Raw genomic sequence first — 19,879 nt, 5'->3', positions numbered from 1 at the left:
CCCATGACCCAGATCGACCTCGCCCTCGTCTCCGGCCGCGTCCGCACGCTCGACGACGCGCGCCCCACCGCCACCGCGATCGCGATCGCCGACGGGCGCATCGTCCAGGTCGGCGACGACGCGGAGATCCGCGCGCTGGTCGGCTCCCAGACGGAGGTCGTCGACCTCGGCGGCGCGGCGGTCGTGCCCGGGCTGATCGACAGCCACATGCACCCGTTCATGGGGGCGGAGCAGGCGCGCGGCGCCGACCTCCTCGGCGTCACCAGCCTCGACGAGGTCCGCCGGCTGATCGCGGCCGAGGCGGAGCGCTGCGCGCCCGGCGAGTGGGTCCTGGGCTTCGGTCTGGGCTACGACGTCTTCGGCGAGGCGGGGGTGCGCGGCGACCTACTCGTCGAGGCCACGGGCGGCGCGCCCGGGTTCTTCCTGATGATGGACCTGCATACCGCCGTCGCCACCCCGAAGGCGCTGGAGATCGCCGGCGTCGACGGTCCGCGCACGTTCGCCGAGCAGGCCGAGATCGTCTGCGACCCCGACGGCACCCCGACGGGCGAGCTGCGCGAGTGGCCCGCCGTCGACATCGTCCGCGGCGCCATGCCGCCGCTCGCCGACGAGGGCCGCCGCGCGCTCTACGTCGCCCACCTGCGCCGCCTGGCGACGCTCGGCATCACGACGACCCACGCGATGGACGGCTCGCCCGCCACCCACGCCACGCTGCGCGATCTCGAGGCGGGCGGCGACCTCGTCACGCGGATCATCGCGCCGCTCTGGATCCACCCCGACACCCCGCGCGAGGAGTGGGAGTCGCTCGCCGCCCACCGCGACGGCCGCGGCCGGCGCTGGCGCGGCGGCGTGGCGAAGTTCTTCATCGACGGCGTCATCGACTCGGGTACCGCCTGGCTGTTCGAGCCGGACGTGAACGGCGACGGCACCGCTCCGTTCTGGCCCGACCCGCAGCTCTACCGCGACGCGGTGAAGTTCTTCTCGAACGCCGGGTTCCAGTGCGTCACGCACGCGTGCGGCGACCGCGCGGTGCACGAGGCGCTCGAGGCCTACCGCGAGGCGGGCCCGCGCCCGGCCGGCGTGGCGCAGCACCGCATCGAGCACGTCGAGACGATCCAGCCCGACGACCTGCCGCGGTTCGCCGCCGAGGGCGTCACGGCCTCGATGCAGACGCAGCACATGATGGACCTGGCGCCCGACCGCTCCGACAACTGGTCGCGCCGCCTGGGCGACGATCGCTGCGACCGTGCGTTCCGCACCCGCGAGCTGCTCGAGTCGGGGGCGCTCGTGACCCTGGGCTCGGACTGGCCCGTCGCCCGCTGCGACGCCCGCGAGGGCATGGCGAGCGCCCGCCTGCGCGCGAACCCGCACGAGCCGGGCCGCGCACCCTACGACGACCAGGCGCTCACGGGCCTGCAGGCCCTGCGCGGCTACACGGTCGACGCCGCCCGGGCCACCGCCGACGAGGACCGCCGCGGCGTCCTCCGCGCCGGCCTCGACGCCGACATCGCCGTCTTTGCGCACGACCCCGCCGACGTGCCGGCGGCGGAGCTGCTCGCCGACGAGGTGCTGCTGACCGTGGTGGACGGCGAGATCGTCCACCGCGCCCTCTAGGGCTCGGGCCCCCCGGCCCCGGCGAGCCCGGTCCGCCGCGAGCAGCGCTCGCGTTGCGGGTCCCGTTCGGCGCGGGTCCCGCGGGGTGCGGACGGCGGCCCCGCCGTCGGCTCCCTCGACGGGGCGTGGGGCCCTGTACCCCGTGCGCGCGACGGTGTGTCGCACGGCCGCGTCAACCCTCTGACGCCCTGCACGTCGCACGCCCCGTAGGTTGCGCGAGAGCCTGCGGGCAACGTCCAGAGGGGCGACCCGAGGTTTATCCGCATGGCAGGTCCGGGAGCGAGGTCGTTCCACGAAGCTCCCCTCCGGATCCGCACCATCGACCGGCCCCCGTGCCGAGGAGGTCCCATGACGACGGTCCCCGAGACCACCCAACATCCCGCCGCGACCGGCAGCGTCGAGCAGCGCGACATCTGCCTCGAACGCGTGCACAAGCGCTACGGCGACCACGTCGTGATCGGCGACCTCTCGCTCGACATCGAGCAGGGCAAGTTCTACGCGCTGCTCGGGCCGTCGGGCTGCGGCAAGACGACGACGCTGCGCATGATCGGCGGCTTCGAGCTGCCGACGAGCGGGCGTGTGCTGCTCGCCGGTGACGACGTCACCCAGCTCCCGCCGCACAAGCGCGAGGTCAACACGGTCTTCCAGTCCTACGCGCTGTTCCCGCACCTCACGGTCGAGAAGAACGTGGCCTTCGGCCTCGAGCGCCGCGGGGTCGACAAGCACGAGACGAAGAAGCGCGCGAAGGAGATGCTCGAGCTCGTGCAGCTCGGCCACCTCGCCAAGCGCAAGCCGGGCCAGCTCTCCGGCGGCCAGGCGCAGCGCGTCGCGCTCGCCCGCGCGCTCGTCAACCGCCCGCGCGCCCTGCTGCTGGACGAGCCGCTCGGCGCGCTCGACCTGCGCCTGCGCCGCCAGTTGCAGGACGAGCTCAAGCGGATCCAGCGCGACATCGGCATCACGTTCGTGCACGTCACGCACGACCAGGAGGAGGCCATGAGCATGGCCGACACCATCGCCGTGATGAACAAGGGCGCCATCGAGCAGGCCGGCTCCGCCGAGGACCTCTACGAGCGCCCCGAGAGCCCGTTCGTCGCGAACTTCCTCGGGACCTCGAACCTCATCCCCGTGACCGTCGAGCAGGGTGGTGCCGACGAGTTCTCGACCGTTCGCACGAGCGACGGCCACGCCCTGCGCCTGCTGCGCAACCGGATGTGGAACCTGAAGGGCGAGCAGCCCGTCGCGATCGGCGTGCGCCCGGAGAAGGTCCGCCTGTGGGGTGCCGACCAGACCCCGCCGGAGCACGACAACGTCCTCCCGGCGAAGGTGCTGCAGGCGACGTTCCTCGGCGTCTCGCTCCAGTACGCGCTGAAGACGGCCGGCGGCCAGGAGCTCACGGTCATCGAGCCCAACCTCGTCGGCAACTCCAAGGGCACGTTCGGCCCGGGCCAGGACGTCCAGGTCTCGTGGGACGCCCGTCAGACGTTCGTCGTGGAAGGGGAGACGGCCGGTGCGTGAGGATCGAGCCCGCGCCGAGCGCGCGCTCGAGGAGTCGCTCGAGACGGCGTTCGCGCAGCGCAGCTCGCGGCGCAGCTTCGTCGGCCGCTCCGCCGGCGCGATGCTCCTGGCCGGCGGCCTCGGCTCCTTCCTCTCGGCCTGCGGCATCACGGGCACCGCCACGAAGAACGTCGAGGCCCTCCGGGCCGAGGCGGAGCGGGTCAACCACCCGAAAGTCCCGATCGGGAACTGGGTCTTCGCGAACTGGCCGCTCTACATGGACAAGAGCGTGCTGAAGGACTTCGACCGCGAGTTCGGCGGCAAGGTCAAGTACGTCGAGGAGATCAACGACAACAACGAGTTCTTCGGGAAGGTCCGCCAGCAGCTCACGCAGGGCCGCAACATCGGCCGCGACATCGTCGTCCTCACGGACCCGATGGCCGCGAAGTGGGTGCGCTCCGGGTTCGTCTCGCCGTACGACAAGAAGAACGTCCCCAACGCGAAGAACCTCGTCCCGAACCTGCAGTCGATCGGCTACGACCCGGAGCGGCAGTTCACGCTGCCCTTCCAGTCCGGCGCCGTCTCGCTCGGCTACGACATCCGGGCGACGGGGGGCGAGATCAAGAGCATCAAGGAGCTCTTCAACCCGAAGTACAAGGGCAAGACGACGATGCTCACCGAGCCCTACGACAGCGCGTCGACCGTGCTGATCATGCAGGGCAAGGACCCGGCGAAGGCCACGCTCGACGACATGCTCGGCGCGATCGAGTACATCGCGGAGCAGAACGAGAAGGGCCAGTTCCGGCGCTTCACCGGCAACGACTTCACGACGGACCTGACGAAGGGCAACGTCGCGATCGTGCTCGCCTACTCGGGCGACATGGTGCAGCTGCAGGCGGACAACCCGAACCTGCGGTTCGCCTACGCCGAGGAGGGCTGCATCACGTTCACGGACAACTTGATGCTGCCCGCCAAGGTCGCGCACCCGTACGCCGCCGAGACGATGATGAACTTCCTCTACGAGCCGGAGATCGCCGCGAAGCTCTGCGCGTACATCAACTACATCAGCCCGGTCGACGGCATCCGCCCGATCCTCGAGAAGAGCGATCCGGAGATCGCCGAGAACGAGCTGATCTTCCCGCCGGACGACGTCCGGAAGCGGCTCAAGCTCTACCCCTCCCTCTCCACCAGCGAGGAACAGACGATGTACGAAGCCATGGCCAAGGTCACGGGGGGCTGACCGTGTCGCTCTCCCTGCGCCGCAAGATGATCCCGTGGTGGTTCGCCGCCCCGGGCCTCGTCTGGCTCATCGTCTTCTTCGCCGTCCCGATCTTCAACCAGATCAGCGTCTCGCTGATGTCCGGTGACCCAGAGGTCGGCTTCGAGCTCACGTGGAGCTTCTCCACCTACGCGGACGCGGTCCGCGATTACCACACGCAGTTCCTGCGCTCGATCGGCTACGCGGGCCTCGCGACGATCATCGACCTGATCATCGCCTTCCCGCTGGCGTACTTCATCGCCTACAAGGCTGGCCGCTTCAAGGGCCTGCTGCTGCTGCTGGTGATCCTGCCCTTCTTCGTCTCGCAGGTCATGCGCACGGCGTCGTGGCAGCTGATCCTGAACGACCAGGGCTGGGCCGTGGCCCGCATGCAGGACCTCGGCATCGTCTCGGACGGCGGGCAGTTCCTCGCCACGGGCAAGGCGGTCGTCTTCGGCATCGCCTACAACTTCCTGCCGTTCATGGTCCTCCCGCTCTACGCGACCTTGGACCGCATCGACCGCCGACTGATCGAGGCCGCGAGCGACCTGTACTGCAGCCGCTTCACGGCGTTCCGCAAGGTCACGCTGCCCCTGGCGGTGCCGGGCATCTTCGCCGGCTCGCTGCTCGTGTTCATCCCGGCGTGCGGCGACTACATCAACTCGTCGATCCTGGGCTCCTCGAACACCACGATGATCGGCAACGTCATCCAATCGAAGTTCCTCAACGTCCTGGACTACCCGTCCGCGGCGGCGCTGAGCTTCATCCTCATGGGCGTGATCCTGCTGGGCATCGCGTTGTACGGCCGAGTGCTCGGTACGAAGAACCTGACGGAACTGGCGGGCTGAGGCATGTCGACCGAGGCACTCCCGCAGAAGCCGACCGACCCGGTGACGCCGCACGTCCCGGGCGTCGACGACTCCGCCACGCCGCGCTCCCCGCGCGGCGACACCGGCCGCGGCCGGAACCTCGCGCTCGGGCTGTGGACGGCCCTGGCGCTGACGTTCCTGCTCGCGCCGATCCTGTTCATGATCGTCTTCTCGTTCAACGACAACCAGGGACGGTTCAACTTCGAGTGGCAGGGCTTCACGCTGAAGCACTGGGGGGATCCGTTCCAGAACCCGGACCTGGCGAAGGCGCTGCAGAACTCGCTCTCGATCGCCGTCCTGACGACGATCGCCGCGACGATGCTCGGCACGCTGCTGGCGATCGCCCTGGTGCGTCACCGCTTCCGCGGCCGCACCTCGGCGGACTTCTTCGTCTTCCTGCCGATGGCCTCGCCCGAGGTCGTCATGGGCGCCTCGCTCCTCGCGATGTTCCTCGTGCTCGGCATCGGCACGGGCTACGTGACGATCCTGCTCGCGCACATCATGTTCTCGATCTCCTACGTGGTCGTGACCGTGAAGTCGCGGCTGGAGGGGATGGACCCGCACATCGAGGAGGCCGCACGGGACCTCGGGGCGAACGAGGTCACGACGTTCTTCCGCGTGACCCTGCCGATGATCGCCCCGGGTGTCGCGGCGGCGGCGGTCCTGGCGTTCGCGCTCTCGATCGACGACTACGTCATCACGAGCTTCAACGCCGGGCAGACCCAGACGTTCCCGCTGTTCATCTTCGGCGCCACCCGTCAGGGCGTGCCGCCGCAGGTCAACGTGCTCTCGACGATGCTGCTGGTGCTCGTGCTGCTGCTCATGCTCGGCAACGTGCTCCTGCAGCGCCGGCTCGCCAAGCGCGACCGGATCTCGCAGGCGGGCTGAGCCCAGGGGGCCCGGCGCTCGCACGACGCGAGCGCCGGGCCCACCGGTCCTGTCGGTCCGCGCGCGGTTCAGGCCGTGGGCGGCACGACGACGACCTTGCCGGGCAGCGTGCCGGCGGCCGCCCGGGCGTGGACCCCCGGCAGCTCGGCCAGCGGCACCCGCTCGGCCACGTTGACGCGCAGCTCGCCGCGGTCGACCATCGCCGTGAGCCGCGCGAGCCGCTCCGCGTCGCCGCGGACGAACACGCCGACGCCGCGCACGCCGCGGGCCTCGTCGGCCGGGGTCGGGATCGTCGGCACGGTGTTGACGACGACGCCGCCGTCGCGGACGAGGGCGGCGAGCGCCGTGAGCTCCTCGGGGGCGATGCGCGCGAGGTTCAGCAGCACGTCGACGGGCTCGTCCGTCGTGACCTCGCTGGCGGTGTGGTCGATGACCTCGTCGGCCCCGGCGGAGCGGACGCGCTCGGCGCTGCGGGGGCTGGCGGTGGCGATCACGTGCGCACCCGCCCCCTTGGCCAGCTGCACGGCGTAGCCGCCGACGGCACCGCCCGCGCCGTTGATCAGCACGCGCTGCCCCGCGGTCAGCCCGGCGTCGTCGAAGAGCGCCTGCCACGCGGTGAGGCCGACCATCGGCAGGGCCGCGGCGTCGGCGAGCGGGATGCTCGTGGGCGCCGGGGCCAGGGCGTCGGCCGGGGCCACGACGTACTCCGCGGCGGAGCCGGCGGCCGTCATGGGCAGGAACGCGACGACGGCGTCGCCCACGGCCACGCCGGTCACGCCCTCGCCGAGCGCGTCGACCGTGCCGCTGGCCTCGATGCCGGGGGTGTGGGGGAGCGTGACGGGGAAGACCTCGCGCAGGTAGCCGCCCCGGATGCCGTCGTCGACGGGGTTGAACGCCGAGCCGGCGACCCGCAGCAGCACCTCACCGGGACCGGGGGTCGGCCGCTCCGCGTCCTCGTAGCGGAGGACCTCGGTGTCGCCGAAGTCGTGGAATCGCACTGCCTTCATGGGGAGCCTGCTCTCGTGGTGGGGTCCTTGTGCTTCGAGTTCGAAGCACCTGGTGGGAACCGTAGCACTGCTTTGATGTTGAAGCAAGTAGATCGAATTCGAAGTACGTAGACTGCGGGCATGGCCGAATCGCCGCCACTCCTCGACCCCGTCCAGCTCGGTGCCTACTTCGCGCTGATCGAGGTCGTCGACCTGCTGCGCCACGCGATCGAGCAGCAGCTCCGCGAGGCGGGCGACCTCAGCTACGTGCAGTTCCAGCTCCTGGCGCGCCTGAACGGCGCGCCGGAGGGCAGCCACCGGATGACCGACCTCGCCGACGGCGTCGTCTACAGCCGCAGCGGCCTGACCTACCAGGCGGGCCTCCTCGAGAAGGCCGGTCTCGTCACCCGGGCGCCGTCCCCCGAGGACGAGCGGAGCGTCACGGTCACGATCACCGACGCCGGCCGCGAACGGGTGCAGCGCGTGCTGCCTGGTCACGCCGAGGTCGTCAGCCGCATGCTGTTCCAGCCGCTCTCGGGGAAGGACGTCGAGACGCTGGCGGGGCTGCTGCAGCCGGTGCGCGAGCACATGCGATCGACGCCGCCGCGCTCGGCCGCCCGGCGCCGCCGCCGCTAGGCCTCCTCCGGGGTGCGCGGGGGCAGGAGCTCCATCCCGTAGTCCGGGGCACGCGTGACGGCTCGCTGCAGCCGCTCCTGGCGCTCCTCCGCGCTGAGCTCGGGCGCCGGCGACGTGCGGGTCGGGACGGGATCCCCGAACTCCGCGAAGAACCGCTCGAGGCCCGCGGGGGCCACGGTGCACAGCAGGCGCGCGGGGACGTCCCCGGCGTTGCGGAAGCTGTGCGGGGCGTTCGCCGGCACGTTGGCCGACTCGCCGGTCTGCAGCTCCACCGGCGGCTCGTCGCGGAATCGCACCTCGATCGTCCCCTCGAGGACGCGGAAGCACTCCTCGAAGGCGTGGCGGTGCGGCGGCGGGCCGGCACCCGGGGGCACGAGCATGTCGATCATCGCGAAGCGCCCGTCGGTCTGCTCGCCCGAGAGCAGCACGGTGTAGGTGTCGCCCACGACGGCCAGGTGCGGCAGCGTGGGGTCGTCGGGCCGGGCGATCTCCAGCCCACGCACGCCGTCGTCCTGGGGGAGCGTGCTCATCGGCCGGCCGTCCGGTCGCGCCCGTCGTGGGTCGCGTCGCGCCGCGCGTCGGTCGTGTCGGTCCTGCCCGGGGTGGTAGCCACTCGTCGTCCTCGGTGTCGTTGCGGACGAATTCGTCCGCTTAAACGGACCGTACTCCGGACGGGAGCCCGGCGCAAGCCGCTGCGATGATGCGGTCACGTGTCGGACACACCCCGCCCACCGCGCAGGGACGCGCTCCGCAACCGCGAGCGGGTGCTCGACGCGGCCACCGAGCTCGTCCGGCGCGACGGCGAGAAGGTCCCGATGGCCGCCATCGCGGAGCACGCGGGCGTGGGGGTCGGGACGCTCTACCGGCACTTCGCCACCCGGGAGGAGCTGCTGGGCGCGCTCGTCCACCGCTCCTTCGGCATCGCCCTCGACAACGCGCGGGCGGCCGCCGCTCACCCGGGTCCGGCGCTCGCAGGCATCCGGGGCTTCTTCCTGGCCACGCTCCGCGACCGCGAGCGGTTCGTGCTCCCGCTCCACGGCGGGCCCGCCGTGTTCACCGCGGCCACGCGCGAGCGTCAGGCCGGGGTGCGCACGGCGCTGCGGGAGCTCCTCGAGCGGGGCACGACGGCCGGCGAGCTGCGGGCGGATCTGACCCCCGAGGACCTGATCGTCGCGGCCTCGCTGCTCTCCCGGCCCCTCCTGCCCACGGGCGATTGGGACGGCCTGGCGCGCCGGCAGATCGACCTGCTGCTCGGCGGCCTCGGTCCCGAGGGGCCAGCGGAGGTCACGGGCTAGGGCCGCTCGAGGGCGCCGCCGTTCGGACAGCACGCCGCCCCGCCCGTTCGCCCGCGTGTACAGCACCCTCCACGCGGGAGGGGTCCGGCGCGTGGACCTCGTACAACTGGACCCCCCGGCGGCCGTCGCGCCGGAGCATGCTCCGGGTGTGACCGACCGACCCCCACGCATCGTCGCTCTCGGAGGCGGCGGGTTCTCGATGGAACCGAAGAACCCGCTCATGGACGACTACGTGCTGGAGCTCTCCGGCGCCGAACGTCCGAAGATCTGCTTCCTGCCCACGGCCTCGGGCGACGCCGACCACTACGTCGTCCGTTTCTACCGACGATTCGGGGCGGGGCGGAGCGAACCGTCGCACGTCTCGCTCTTCCGGCGGGACACGAGCGCCGGCTCCGTCGAGGGCGACCTCGAGCGTCACCTCCTCTCGCAGGACGTCATCTACGTCGGCGGCGGCTCGCTCAAGAGCCTGCTCGGCGCGTGGCGGGCCCACGGGCTCGATCGCACGCTGCGGCGGGCGTGGCAGCAGGGCGTCGTGCTCTGTGGCCTGTCGGCGGGCTCGCTGTGCTGGTTCACGGACTCCGTGACGGCGTTCCACGGCCCGAGCGAGCGCGTCCGCGGCCTGGGCCTGCTGCCGTACTCGAACTGCGTGCACTACGACGGCGAGCCCGAGCGGCGCGCGGCCTACCGGGGGATGGTCTCCACGGGCCTGCAGGCGGGCTTCGGGGTGGACGACGGCGCGGCGCTGAGCTTCGTCGGCGACCGCCTCGACGAGGTCATCACGTCGAAGCCGAAGGCCACCGCCTACGAGGTGCGCCTCGGCCGGCGCGGCCAGGTGCACGAGCGCCGCATGGAGGCCCGCTACCTCGGCGAGCAGCGCACGGGGGACCGGGCGGACGACGACGGGCCGAGTCTCCTGCGGGCCGCGCCCGACCCGTTCGCCGCGTCGGGCGCGACGGACGGCCCGCTCGTCGGCGAGGACCCCGGGGCGGCCGCGCGCGCCGTGGCGGCGTGAGCGGTCCCGCGGGCCCCGTCTTCTGCATGGGCGGGGGCGGCTTCACCATGGAGCCGGGGCGTCCGGAGCTCGACGCCTACATCCTCTCCCTCGCCTCCGTGGCCCGCCCGCGGATCCTCTTCCTGCCGACCGCCAGCGGCGACCCGCAGGACCAGATCGTGCGCTTCGGCCGTGTGTTCGGTTCGTGGCCGTGCCGCCCGCGAATCCTCTCGCTCTTCCACCTCGACGAGCTGGAGGAGCCGCTGGACCGGCTCATCCTGAGCCAGGACATCGTCTACGTCGGCGGCGGCTCCATGCGCAACCTGCTCGCGCTGTGGCGGGCCCACGGGGTCGCCGAGCTGCTGCTGCAGGCCAACCGCCGCGGCACGGTCCTGGCGGGCCTGAGCGCCGGGGCGATGTGCTGGATGGACGGCGGCGTCTCGACGTCGTCCGGCCGCCCGGAGCCGATCGACGGCCTCGGGCTCGTCCCGGGCACCCTCTCCGTCCACGCCCGCCAGCAGCCTGAGCGCGGCGTCGTCTACCGCGAGGCGATCCGCAGCGGCCGCCTCTCGGACGGCTGGACGGCGGACGACTACGCCGGGCTGCTCTTCGTCGACGGCGTGCTCGAGGAGGCGGTCGCCTGTCGCGAGGGCGCCGGGGTGGTGCAGATCCAGCGCCGCCGCGACGGCGAGCTCGTCGAGACCCCGCTGCCGGTGCGGCGCCTGGAGCCGGTCACGTCGGAGCAGGTCGACGACGCCGTCCTGCGGCACACCGGGGAGAGCAGCCACGGGGGCATGGACGTCCGCGACGAGCTGCGGCTCGTGCGGCGCATCCGCGACCGCGCGATCGCGGGCCGCGGGCGGAGCGCGGCGCGGGCGCGCCGCGCGAGCTGACGGACCTGACCGCACCCGGGTCGGACCCGGACGACGCCGCGCGAGCGCACGCCGCCGGGCCAGGTGCCGCCGCGCGAGGCGGCGGCGGGGCGGCTAGCGACGGGCGGCGCGGACGAGCTCGACCGCGCCGGCGATGCGCTCGCGCACCGTGGCCGGGTCGATGACCGCGACGGCGGGGGCCGGCGGCGCCTGGGCGGCCGTCTCGGCGATGGTCGGCACCTCGCCGGCGGACGGCGCGGCCGGCGCGGCGTCTGCGGCGGGGGCGTCGGCCTGCGGGGCGTCGTCCGTGTTCGGCTCGGCGGCGGTCTTGGCCTTGCCGCGGCCACGGGACCGCGAGCGGGAACGCTTCTTCGGGGCGTCGTCCTTCGGCGCGTCCTGGGCGGGCGCGGCCTCGGCCTCGACGGCGACGACCTCGGCGGCCTCCGGCTCGGCCGGCGGGGCGACGGCGGCCTGCGGCGCGGCGGCCTTGCTGCGGCTGCGGGTGCGCTTCTTCGGCGCGTCGTCGGCCTTCGCGGCGTCGTCCGTCTTCGCGGCGGCGTCGGCCTTGGCGGCGGGCGCGTCGTCGGCCTTCGGGGCGTCGTCCTTCTTCGCGCCGCGGCGACGGGTCGACGTCTTCGCGGGCGCCTTCTCGGCGGGCGCGTCGTCCTGCTTCGCGGCCGGCTTCGCGGCGGGCGCGTCCTTCTTGGCGGCAGCGCGGGAGCGGCTGCGCTTCGCGGGGGCCTTGCCGCCCGCGGCCTCGAGCCAGTCCTCGCCGAGCTCGACGCGGGCGCGCTCGCCGGTCCCGGTCACCACGACGGGGACGGACTTGCCCGCGATGGACTCACGGACGTCGGCGGGGACGGTCACGCGCTTGGTGACCTCGCGGCCGCCCTCGAGCTGCAGCCGCACCTGGCGCTCGGTGGCGCGAAGGACCGTGGCGGTCGTCGTCTGGGAGGAATCAGCGTCGGGAGCCATGGGCTGCCGGATGCTACGCGGTGCCGGGCCGCGACGCGCCTCCGTCGGACGGGGACCGGCCGAGGTCGGGGGCGGCGACGCGGCCGGGCCGCATCGCCCGCGTGGCGCGGTGCGGCGCGGCCCCGGGGGAGCGGCCGGCGGGCAAGGACTACGACGATGGTCCCTGGTCGTCGGCCCGCGGCGCGGCTAGCGTAGGCGTCGATGACGAGCCCGCTCCTCCGACCCGCCCCCTGGCTCGCCGCCCGCGACCTGCCCGTCGCGGCGACCGCGCTGCTCGGCGCGGCTGCGCTCGCGGTCGCCGTCGGCGGCTACGAGCACGCCCACCTGTACCACCGGGGCTACTCCGAGATCGACGTCATCGGGCCGCTCTTCCTCGTCAACGCGGTCGCCTCGCTGGCGTGCGTCCTGATCCTCCTCGCGCGCCGGCCGGCGGCGTTCGTCCTCTCGTCCCTGGCGATCAGCGTCGGCTCGCTCGTCGCGATCGTCCTCACGCGCACGACCGGACTGTTCGGGTTCCTCGAGTCGGGCTACGACTCCCGCGCCATCCTCACGGTGGTCGCCGAGGTGCTCGCCGTCGTGCTGACGCTCGCGGGCGCCTGGGTCGCCCGGGACCGGCTGTTCTCGCCTCCTCCCTCGCGACCCGCGACGGACGACCGCGCGGGGGTGGCCGCATGACCGGCGGGCGCGTGCGGGCGCTGCTCGCCGTCCTCGTGACGCTCGTCCTCGGCGGGGCGATCCTCGGCGTCGGCCAGGGCGGCGACGACGCCGGGTCCGGCTCGGGGACGACCGCGGCGACGCAGTCCGGCGCGGGCGGGGACGGCGGCTCGGGTGAGGCGAACGGCTCGGGTGGAGAGGGCGGCTCGGGCGACGCCGACGGGGGCGGCGGGGCGGATGGCGCATCCGCCGTGCAGGCGCTCGGCGTGCTCGGCGGGCGAGGCCGCAAGACGTTCGAGGACGAGGGCTGCGCGGGCTGCCACCGCCTGGCCGACGCCGGCGCGACGGGCCGCATCGGCCCGGACCTCGACGCGGTCCTGACCGACCAGGACGAGGCGAAGATCCGCGAGGGCATCGTCGACCCCCAGGCCGAGGCGACGCCCGGGTTCACCGGCGCCCAGATGCCCGACCGCTACGACGAGCTCCCGGCGGAGGACCTCGACGCGCTCGTGAAGTACCTGGCCGCTGCGACGAAGGGGTAGCGGCGGAAGCGGCCCGCCGGCGCGACGCAGGGGTGGCGTCGGGGTTGCGGTGGGTTCGTCTGGCGGTCCCTCCGCCCGGCCGGTGCCCGTCAGCGCCGGCGGCGCGTCGTCAGTCCTCGTCGGTCCCTGTCAGCGTCAGCACGACCTCGCGCGAGCCGCCGCGGTCGCGGTGCTCGCAGAGCGTGATGCCCTGCCAGGTGCCGAGCGCCAGCTGCCCGTCGCTCACGGGGATCGTGAGGTCGGGCCCCACGAGCGTCGCCTTCACGTGCGCGGGCATGTCGTCCGGGCCCTCGAGCGTGTGCGTCCACGCGTAGTCCTCGGGCACCGCGCCGTCGAACCACGTGCGCAGGTCGCGCCGCACGTCCGGGCTGGCGTTCTCGTTCAGCGTCAGCCCCGCGGAGGTGTGGCGGAGGAACACGTGCAGCAGCCCGACGCGCACCTCCGCAAGCTCGGGCATCCCGCCCTCGATCTCGTCCGTCACGAGGTGGAACCCCCGGGGGCGGGGGCGGAGGCTGACCGTGCGCTGGACCCAAACCATGGAGCGATCGTCGCACGGCGGGGCGGGCGGCACGGTGGCGGGGCCGCCCCGTCGTTGGCGGCCATTGCCCATCAAGACGGATGCACTGTACGCTGCGCCGGTCTGCGACCCACGAGGAGTCCGTATGTCCCGCAAGAGGTTCGCCGCCGGAGCCGCTGCTGCCGTGGCGGCGCGCGCCGTGCTGCCCCGGCTGCTGCTCGTGAAGTTCCGGCGCGACGTCGCGGCCCTGAACGCCGGGGACCACTCGCGGCTCCTGGCCGCGTACGCGCCCGGCGCGACGCTGCACTTCGCCCCGGGGACGCACCGGTGGGCGGGCGACTGGGTCGGCCGGGACGAGATCGACCGGTTCCTGCGGGCCTTCACGGCCGCGGGGATCCAGGGGGAGATCAAAGGCCTCGCGCTCAGCGGGCCGCCGTGGGCGATGACCCTGATGGTCCGCTTCGACGACCACGCCGACGCACCCGACGGGCGGCGGATCTACGAGAACCGCACGGTGCTGGTCCTCCGGACGCGGTGGGGTCGGATCGTCGACCACGACGACTTCTACGCCGACACCGCCCGCATCGAGGCGTTCGACCGGGAGCTGACCGCGCTCGAGCGGCCGGCAGGCCGCGCCGCCGACTGAACGCGCGAAGGCCTGGCGCCGCCGGCGCTCCCCGCAACGCCGAACGCCCGGCGGGGCCGGGCGTTCGAAGGTCCTGCGAATCGGCCGGGCGTGCGCCGCCCGGGCTCCTAGCGGTTGCCGGGGCTCCGCTTCGGGAACTGCGACACCGGTGCCGAGACGTCGAGCGCGGTCTTGACGATCCGGTTCTGCTCGATCGTGTGGGCGGCCGGGTAGCCCTCGGACGGGGAGGCGCGCTCCGGGCGACCGACGTAGCCGATGGCCAGGTGGTCGGGCAGGATCTGCTGCAGGCGCGGGGACATGAACGCGCGGGCGCCCATGTTGCGCGGCTCCTCCTGGACCCACACGACCTCGCGCAGGTTCGGGTACGCGCCGATCAGGTCGCGCAGGCCCTCCTCCGGGAAGGGGTACAGCAGCTCGATGCGGCCGATCGCGACCTGCGGGTTGTTCTGCCGCATCTCGTGCTGGCGCAGGTCGTAGAAGACCTTGCCGGTGCAGAGGATGAGGCGGGTGACCGCGTTGGCGTCGACGCCCGGCTCGCCCAGGACCGGGAAGAACCGGGTCTCGGACAGGTGCTCGATGCGGTTGCGGGCCTGGGGCAGGCGCAGCAGCGACTTCGGCGTCATGACGGCCAGCGGGCGCGGCTTCTCGATGAGCGCCTGGCGACGCAGCAGGTGGAAGTACTGCGCCGGCGTCGTGACGTTCGCGACGCGGATGTTGCCCTCGGCGGCCAGCTGCAGCAGGCGCTCGACGCGGCCGGACGAGTGCTCCGGGCCGGCGCCCTCGTAGCCGTGCGGCAGGAGCATCGTCAGGCGCGACGTCTGCCCCCACTTCGCCAGGCCCGAGACGATGAACTGGTCGATGATGACCTGGGCGCCGTTGACGAAGTCGCCGAACTGGGCCTCCCACAGGACGAGGGCCTCGGGGGCCTCCTGCGAGTAGCCGTACTCGAAGCCCAGGCAGGCGATCTCCGAGAGCGGCGAGTTATAGAGCTCCATTGGCGCCTGCGCACCGGGGATGTGGCGGATCGGGCCGTAGCCCTCGCCGGTCTTCGCGTCGTGCAGGACGAGGTGGCGCTGCGAGAACGTGCCGCGCTCGGAGTCCTGACCCGTCAGGCGGACGGGCACGCCCTCCTTCACGAGCGAGGCGTAGGCCAGCGCCTCGGCGTGGGCCCACTCGATGCCGCCGTCGGGCCCGAGCGCCTCGCGGCGCTTGTCGAGCTGGCGCTTGAGCTTCTGGTTCCACTCGAAGCCCTCGGGCACCGTCAGGAGCGCCTCGTTCAGCTCGAGCAGCGTCGCCTTGTCGACCTTCGTGACGGGCTCCTCGGACCGCGAGCGGTCCATGAGGTACGTGCCGGTGGCGGAGGTGTCGATCGTGCCGCCGGCCTCCTGCCACTCCTTCACCTTGCGCTTCACGCTCTGGTGCAGCTCGGTGAGGTTGTCGTTGACGGCCTGGCGGCGGCCGTCCGCGTCGTCCTTCGTGAGGACGCCCTCGGACACGAGGCGCTCCGCGTACATCTCGGAGACGCGCGGGTGCTGCTTGATCGTCTCGGCCATGAGCGGCTGGGTGTAGGCCGGCTCGTCGGACTCGTTGTGCCCGTAGCGGCGGTAGCCGATGAGGTCGATGAGGACGTCGTGGCCGAACTCCTGGCGGAACGCGAAGGCGAGGCGCGTGGCGTTGATGCACGCCTCGACGTCGTCGGCGTTGACGTGGATGATCGGCACGTCGAAGCCCTTGGCCAGGTCGGACGACCAGCGCGTGGAGCGGGAGTCCGTCGGGTCGGTGGTGAAGCCGACCTGGTTGTTGCAGATGAGGTGCACGGAGCCGCCGACGCGGTAGCCCTCGAGCGCCTGCAGGTTCAGCGACTCGGCGACGACGCCCTGGCCCGGGAAGGCCGCGTCGCCGTGGAGGATGATCGGCAGCGCGACGTCCTCGTCGCGCGGACCGTGGGCCTGGCCGCGGTCCGTCTGCACCGCGCGGGCGGCGCCGAGGACGACGGGGTTGACGAACTCGAGGTGCGACGGGTTGGACTCGAGGACCACGCCGATGGACTTGCCGTTCGGCAGCTCGTAGCGGCCCGACGCGCCGTGGTGGTACTTCACGTCGCCGGTGCCGCCCTGCAGGTCCTGCGTGACGGTCTTCGCGGCGGCGATGACCGAGCCACCCTCGAACTCCGTGAAGAGCGCGTCGTACGGGCGGCCGAGGTTGTGGGCCAGCACGTTGAGGCGGCCACGGTGGGCCATGCCGATGATGACCTCCTGGGCGCCGGCGCGGGCGCCCGCGAGGTGGATCAGCTCGTCGATGACCGGGACGGTGATGTCGAGGCCCTCGATGGAGAAGCGCTTCTGGCCGAGGTAGGCCTTCTGCATGAAGCGCTCGAACGTGTCGACCTGGATCAGGCGGGAGAGCAGGCCCTTCTTGCTCTCGGCGGAGAGCGGCTGGCTGAACTCGCCGGACTCGATCTTCTCGCGCAGCCAGACGCGCTGGTCGTTGTCCGAGATGTGCTCGACCTCGTAGGCGACCGTGCCGCAGTACGTGTCGCGCAGCTGCGGGAGCACGTCGGCGAGCGTGTCCCCCTGCACGAAGGTGCGGAGGATCGACGCCGGGATCTGGCGCATGAGCTCCTCGGACAGGCCGAGCTGCTCGAGGTCGATGCCGACCTGGCGCGCGACCTCTTCCGGGGTCTTGTCCGACGGCGCCTCGAGCGGGTCGAGGTGCGCGAGCAGGTGGCCGTGCGAGCGGACGGCGCGGATGAGCGACGTCGCGGCCTGGACGGCCTGCAGCAGCTCGATCGACGGCGCGCCGCCCTGGGCGACCTGCGTCGCGGCCTGGCCGGCGCCGGAGCCGACGAGGCCCTCGAGCTTGGGCTGCGGCTTCTCGATCGCGGGGCCGAGCGCGGCGCCGAGGTCGGCGAACGCGCGCTCGTAGAACTCGTGCTCGCCCTGCAGGTACTCCTCGACGGTCTTCAGGAACTGCCCCGACTGGGCGCCCTGGATGATGCGGTGGTCGTAGGTCGAGGTCATCGACATGACCTTCTCGGCGCCGATGAGCTCGCCGACCTCGCCGAGGCCGACGGGGTAGGCGATGGAGCCGGTCGCGACGATCGTGCCGTTGCCGGCCATGAGGCGCGGGACGGAGGCGATCGTGCCGATGCCGCCCGGGTTCGTGAGCTGGACGTTCGCGCCCTGCAGGTCGTCGCCCGTGAGCTTGTTGTCGCGCGCCTTGGCGATCAGGTCGTTGAACGCGTCGAGGAACCCGCGGAAGCTCAGGCGCCCCGCGTCCTTGATGACGGGGACCATCAGCGTGCGCTTGCCGCGCCGCTCGACGTCGACGGCGATGCCGAGGTTGACCTGCCCGGCGTCGATCAGGACGGGGTTGCCGTCCTCGTCCTTCTCGTACGTGTGGGCCATCACCGGCATCTGCTCCGTCGCCGCGCGGGCGATGGCGTAGCCGATGAGGTGGGTGAAGGAGACCTTCTCGCCGGCGGCCTTGAGCTGCTTGCGGCGGCCGTCGAGCGTCGTGATCGTGATGGTGCGGAAGGACGTGGCCGTCGGGACGGTCAGCGACTCCTCCATCCCGCGGGCCAGCGCGGAGGCGCCGCCGCGGATCGGGGTCTTCTTGACCTCGGCGGAGGAGCGGCCGCCGTTGGCCTTGGCGGTGAGGACGTCGTCCTTCGTGATCCGCCCCTGCGGGCCCGTGCCGCGCACGCCGGAGAGGTCGACGCCTTCGACGCCGGCCGCGCGGGCCGCGACGGGGGTGATCTTCAGGTCGTCCGGGACGGTGGCGGCGCCGTTCGACGTGCCGTTGCCGCTGGCCGACTCGGTGACGGGGACCGCGGCGGGCTTGTCGGGGCCCTTGCTCGCGTCGGCGGACGCCGCGGCGGGGGCGCCGGCGCGGACGTGGCCGATGACCTCCTGCGGGTGGATCGTGTCGCCGTCGCCGAAGAGCTTCTTCTCCAGCACGCCGGACGCGGGGGAGGGCAGCTCCATGTCGACCTTGTCCGTCGACACGACGAGCAGGTCGTCGCCCTCGTTGACCTCGGCGCCCTCCTCGACGAGCCACTCCAGCAGCGTCGCCTCGGTGACGGAGTCGCCCGCCGACGGCGTGACGACGTTGACGAGCTCGCCGCCGCCGGGGGCGCTCGTGTCGTCGCGCTTCTGGTCGCCGTCGCTGACCGCGCCGGCCTCCGAGGCGTCGTTCGGAGCGGTCTCGCTCGGACCGCCGTCGCCCGCGGACGGGGCATCGCCGCCCGCGCTGCCGCCCGCGTCGCCGCCACCTGCACCGCTCACGTCGATCTCGCCGACGACGGAGCCGGACTGCACGGTCTCGCCCTCGTTCGCGTGGACCGCGACGAGCACGCCGGAGGCGGGGGCGGGGATCTCGGCGTCGACCTTGTCCGTCGAGATGACGACGAGGTCCTCGCCCTCGGAGACCTGCTCACCGGGCTGCTTCAGCCACTCCAGCACCGTCCCCTCAGCGACGGACTCGCCCATCTGCGGGAGGATGACCTGGACCGTGGTGCCTGTTGCCATGAGACATCGAACCTAGCACCTCGGTTCTGGCGCGGAGTCGCCCCGCTACCACACGAAACGGGCCGTGCACGGCCCGCCTCGGCCGGCTCCCGCGCTACGCCGCCGCCGCGCGCTCGCGGCGGCGCTGCTCGACCACGAAGCCGATCGAGCCGACGAACGGGCCGACCGCGCCGATGACCGCGACGCAGCCCGCGAGCCAGAGCGGGATCACGCGGGCCCGCAGGGCGGCGAGGGTCAGGACGCACATGAGGATCCAGCCCCACCCGTGGCCCCAGCCCAGCGCGGTCTTCAGGCCCGGGGCCGAGCCCGTGAGCCAGCAGGCCAGCAGGCCGAGGTAGATCGCGGAGTGCAGGAACGACAGCCACTTCATCGTCCGGAACGACGGCGCGAGGGTGCGCAGGCGCCCACCGGTCGAGCCCTCGGGGATGCGGCCGAGGCTGTTCACGAGAGGTCCTGGACGGCACGGGCCATGCCGCGCAGCGTCGGCTCGGCGTGGTCGGGCCAGGCGTCGACGTCGGCGGGCCACCACTCGTGCAGGTCGTGCTCCGGGTCGCGCGTGACCTCGGCGCCCGCGGGCAGCCAGGCGACGCCGACGAACATCACCATGTCGCTGGGCAGGAGCACGAGGGACAGCCCCTGCAGGCGCTCGGCGCGCACGCTCCACTCCTCCTGCAGCTCGCGCTCGAGCGTGTGCATGGGCGACTCGTCGGGGTCGACGGCGCCGCCGGCCCCGAGCGTCCAGCGTCCCGCCCACGTGGCCACCCAGTCGGCGCGGCGGCCGGCGAGCCAGCGGCCGTCGTGGTCGCGGACGACGCACTGCCCGGTCATGGAGCGGGATGCACCCTCCGGGAGCAGCCGCAGCGCCCAGCGGACGGGCTCGAGCTCCAGGTGCAGGCGGCCCTCCGCGTCGACGTGGTGCGCGGCCAGCCGGGTCGAGACCCCGTCGTGGCTGGGCGAGTCGTGGTCCTTCAGCGCCTGGATCGCGGCGTCGGCGGCGTCCGTCTGCTCGCGGTCTGCGACGAACGGCTCGGCGGCCCAGGTGTAGCGCACCTCGTCCGGGGCCCACGGGCCGCGCGCGAGGATGGTGGGACCCGGGCTCATCGGGTCCATTCT

Annotated in this window: 19 protein-coding genes; 12 read left to right on the top strand and 7 right to left on the bottom strand. The window is 73.0% G+C overall.

Translation table 11 applies throughout. The features are described 5' to 3' along the window. Positions 1-3 precede the first annotated feature (3 nt). From F593_RS0100880 to F593_RS0100860, 5 genes are all read left to right on the top strand, one after another. Entirely contained in the window at positions 4-1,614 is a 1,611-nt protein-coding gene (locus F593_RS0100880) for an amidohydrolase (protein ID WP_022926876.1), read from the top strand. A 348-nt stretch (positions 1,615-1,962) separates the two neighbouring features. Then, a complete protein-coding gene (locus F593_RS0100875; RefSeq protein WP_022926875.1) occupies positions 1,963-3,129 on the top strand; it encodes an ABC transporter ATP-binding protein in 1,167 nt (388 codons plus the stop codon). Further along, positions 3,122-4,348, top strand: coding sequence for a polyamine ABC transporter substrate-binding protein (locus F593_RS0100870; protein WP_022926874.1), 1,227 nt, complete (start codon positions 3,122-3,124; stop codon positions 4,346-4,348). The genes F593_RS0100875 and F593_RS0100870 overlap by 8 nt, the downstream gene beginning before the upstream one ends. A gap of 2 nt (positions 4,349-4,350) precedes the next feature. Next, positions 4,351-5,214 carry an ABC transporter permease gene (locus F593_RS0100865; protein ID WP_022926873.1) on the top strand — a complete coding sequence of 288 codons (864 nt, stop codon included), beginning with the start codon at positions 4,351-4,353 and terminating at the stop codon, positions 5,212-5,214. 3 nt (positions 5,215-5,217) lie between these two features. Next, on the top strand, positions 5,218-6,123 hold the full coding sequence (locus F593_RS0100860) for an ABC transporter permease (RefSeq protein ID WP_022926872.1): 906 nt from the start codon (positions 5,218-5,220) through the stop codon (positions 6,121-6,123). A gap of 68 nt (positions 6,124-6,191) precedes the next feature. On the opposite strand, the gene F593_RS0100855 is transcribed toward F593_RS0100860, so the two are convergent. Then, positions 6,192-7,130: an NADP-dependent oxidoreductase gene (locus F593_RS0100855; RefSeq protein ID WP_022926871.1), complete on the bottom strand. Its 939-nt coding sequence runs from the start codon at positions 7,128-7,130 to the stop codon at positions 6,192-6,194. Positions 7,131-7,250: 120 nt separating this feature from the next. On the opposite strand from F593_RS0100855, the gene F593_RS0100850 reads away from it, so the two are divergent. Then, positions 7,251-7,745: a MarR family winged helix-turn-helix transcriptional regulator gene (locus F593_RS0100850; RefSeq protein WP_022926870.1), complete on the top strand. Its 495-nt coding sequence runs from the start codon at positions 7,251-7,253 to the stop codon at positions 7,743-7,745. Here the strand turns inward: F593_RS0100850 and F593_RS0100845 are convergent. Continuing rightward, positions 7,742-8,275 carry a cupin domain-containing protein gene (locus F593_RS0100845; RefSeq protein WP_022926869.1) on the bottom strand — a complete coding sequence of 178 codons (534 nt, stop codon included), beginning with the start codon at positions 8,273-8,275 and terminating at the stop codon, positions 7,742-7,744. The two genes, F593_RS0100850 and F593_RS0100845, sit on opposite strands and share 4 nt — an antisense overlap. Before the next feature lie 180 nt (positions 8,276-8,455). Here F593_RS0100845 and F593_RS0100840 point away from each other — a divergent pair, with 180 nt between their 5' ends. The 3 genes from F593_RS0100840 to F593_RS21350 all read left to right on the top strand — a co-directional run bounded on the left by F593_RS0100840 (position 8,456) and on the right by F593_RS21350 (position 10,924). Continuing rightward, a complete protein-coding gene (locus F593_RS0100840) occupies positions 8,456-9,040 on the top strand; it encodes a TetR/AcrR family transcriptional regulator (protein ID WP_022926868.1) in 585 nt (194 codons plus the stop codon). 148 nt (positions 9,041-9,188) lie between these two features. Next, on the top strand, positions 9,189-10,052 hold the full coding sequence (locus F593_RS21355) for a Type 1 glutamine amidotransferase-like domain-containing protein (RefSeq protein WP_022926867.1): 864 nt from the start codon (positions 9,189-9,191) through the stop codon (positions 10,050-10,052). Beyond that, positions 10,049-10,924 carry a Type 1 glutamine amidotransferase-like domain-containing protein gene (locus tag F593_RS21350; protein ID WP_051160367.1) on the top strand — a complete coding sequence of 292 codons (876 nt, stop codon included), beginning with the start codon at positions 10,049-10,051 and terminating at the stop codon, positions 10,922-10,924. The genes F593_RS21355 and F593_RS21350 overlap by 4 nt, the downstream gene beginning before the upstream one ends. A gap of 93 nt (positions 10,925-11,017) precedes the next feature. Here the strand turns inward: F593_RS21350 and F593_RS27525 are convergent, their stop codons facing one another. Continuing rightward, positions 11,018-11,878 carry a hypothetical protein gene (locus tag F593_RS27525; protein ID WP_051160366.1) on the bottom strand — a complete coding sequence of 287 codons (861 nt, stop codon included), beginning with the start codon at positions 11,876-11,878 and terminating at the stop codon, positions 11,018-11,020. 201 nt (positions 11,879-12,079) lie between these two features. Here F593_RS27525 and F593_RS0100815 point away from each other — a divergent pair, with 201 nt between their 5' ends. After that, the gene (locus tag F593_RS0100815) at positions 12,080-12,553 is read left to right on the top strand and encodes a hypothetical protein (protein WP_022926865.1); all 474 of its coding nucleotides are present in this window, start codon (positions 12,080-12,082) and stop codon (positions 12,551-12,553) included. After that, positions 12,550-13,074, top strand: a complete 525-nt coding sequence (locus F593_RS0100810; RefSeq protein WP_022926864.1) for a c-type cytochrome — start codon at positions 12,550-12,552, stop codon at positions 13,072-13,074. The genes F593_RS0100815 and F593_RS0100810 overlap by 4 nt, the downstream gene beginning before the upstream one ends. Before the next feature lie 109 nt (positions 13,075-13,183). On the opposite strand, the gene F593_RS0100805 is transcribed toward F593_RS0100810, so the two are convergent. Further along, positions 13,184-13,612 carry a secondary thiamine-phosphate synthase enzyme YjbQ gene (locus tag F593_RS0100805; protein ID WP_022926863.1) on the bottom strand — a complete coding sequence of 143 codons (429 nt, stop codon included), beginning with the start codon at positions 13,610-13,612 and terminating at the stop codon, positions 13,184-13,186. A gap of 124 nt (positions 13,613-13,736) precedes the next feature. Between F593_RS0100805 and F593_RS29040 the strand changes: the two genes are divergently transcribed. Then, positions 13,737-14,237 carry a nuclear transport factor 2 family protein gene (locus F593_RS29040; protein WP_022926862.1) on the top strand — a complete coding sequence of 167 codons (501 nt, stop codon included), beginning with the start codon at positions 13,737-13,739 and terminating at the stop codon, positions 14,235-14,237. A 107-nt stretch (positions 14,238-14,344) separates the two neighbouring features. On the opposite strand, the gene F593_RS0100795 is transcribed toward F593_RS29040, so the two are convergent. From F593_RS0100795 to F593_RS27520, 3 genes are all read right to left on the bottom strand, one after another. After that, positions 14,345-18,766 carry a multifunctional oxoglutarate decarboxylase/oxoglutarate dehydrogenase thiamine pyrophosphate-binding subunit/dihydrolipoyllysine-residue succinyltransferase subunit gene (locus F593_RS0100795; protein WP_022926861.1) on the bottom strand — a complete coding sequence of 1,474 codons (4,422 nt, stop codon included), beginning with the start codon at positions 18,764-18,766 and terminating at the stop codon, positions 14,345-14,347. 94 nt (positions 18,767-18,860) lie between these two features. Continuing rightward, complete coding sequence (locus tag F593_RS0100790) at positions 18,861-19,211, bottom strand: hypothetical protein (RefSeq protein ID WP_022926860.1); 351 nt, start codon at positions 19,209-19,211, stop codon at positions 18,861-18,863. Further along, positions 19,208-19,867 (bottom strand): NUDIX hydrolase, encoded by a 660-nt coding sequence (locus F593_RS27520; protein ID WP_022926859.1) that lies wholly within the window; start codon positions 19,865-19,867, stop codon positions 19,208-19,210. Before F593_RS27520 ends, F593_RS0100790 begins: the two co-directional genes overlap by 4 nt. Positions 19,868-19,879 lie beyond the last annotated feature (12 nt).

This window comes from Patulibacter americanus DSM 16676 (assembly GCF_000420025.1).
Taxonomy (GTDB): domain Bacteria; phylum Actinomycetota; class Thermoleophilia; order Solirubrobacterales; family Solirubrobacteraceae; genus Patulibacter; species Patulibacter americanus.
This window is presented reverse-complemented; position numbering and strand designations above follow the sequence as displayed.

Bases quoted from the DNA above. Each gene is read 5' to 3' on its own strand.
- F593_RS0100795 (WP_022926861.1), bottom strand. From the start codon at position 18,766: ATGGCAACAGGCACCACGGTCCAGGTCATCCTCCCGCAGATGGGCGAG.
- F593_RS29040 (WP_022926862.1), top strand. From the start codon at position 13,737: ATGTCCCGCAAGAGGTTCGCCGCCGGAGCCGCTGCTGCCGTGGCGGCG.
- F593_RS0100880 (WP_022926876.1), top strand. From the start codon at position 4: ATGACCCAGATCGACCTCGCCCTCGTCTCCGGCCGCGTCCGCACGCTC.
- F593_RS0100805 (WP_022926863.1), bottom strand. From the start codon at position 13,612: ATGGTTTGGGTCCAGCGCACGGTCAGCCTCCGCCCCCGCCCCCGGGGG.
- F593_RS0100815 (WP_022926865.1), top strand. From the start codon at position 12,080: ATGACGAGCCCGCTCCTCCGACCCGCCCCCTGGCTCGCCGCCCGCGAC.
- F593_RS0100875 (WP_022926875.1), top strand. From the start codon at position 1,963: ATGACGACGGTCCCCGAGACCACCCAACATCCCGCCGCGACCGGCAGC.
- F593_RS27520 (WP_022926859.1), bottom strand. From the start codon at position 19,867: ATGAGCCCGGGTCCCACCATCCTCGCGCGCGGCCCGTGGGCCCCGGAC.
- F593_RS0100845 (WP_022926869.1), bottom strand. From the start codon at position 8,275: ATGAGCACGCTCCCCCAGGACGACGGCGTGCGTGGGCTGGAGATCGCC.
- F593_RS0100855 (WP_022926871.1), bottom strand. From the start codon at position 7,130: ATGAAGGCAGTGCGATTCCACGACTTCGGCGACACCGAGGTCCTCCGC.
- F593_RS0100860 (WP_022926872.1), top strand. From the start codon at position 5,218: ATGTCGACCGAGGCACTCCCGCAGAAGCCGACCGACCCGGTGACGCCG.
- F593_RS0100850 (WP_022926870.1), top strand. From the start codon at position 7,251: ATGGCCGAATCGCCGCCACTCCTCGACCCCGTCCAGCTCGGTGCCTAC.
- F593_RS27525 (WP_051160366.1), bottom strand. From the start codon at position 11,878: ATGGCTCCCGACGCTGATTCCTCCCAGACGACGACCGCCACGGTCCTT.
- F593_RS0100810 (WP_022926864.1), top strand. From the start codon at position 12,550: ATGACCGGCGGGCGCGTGCGGGCGCTGCTCGCCGTCCTCGTGACGCTC.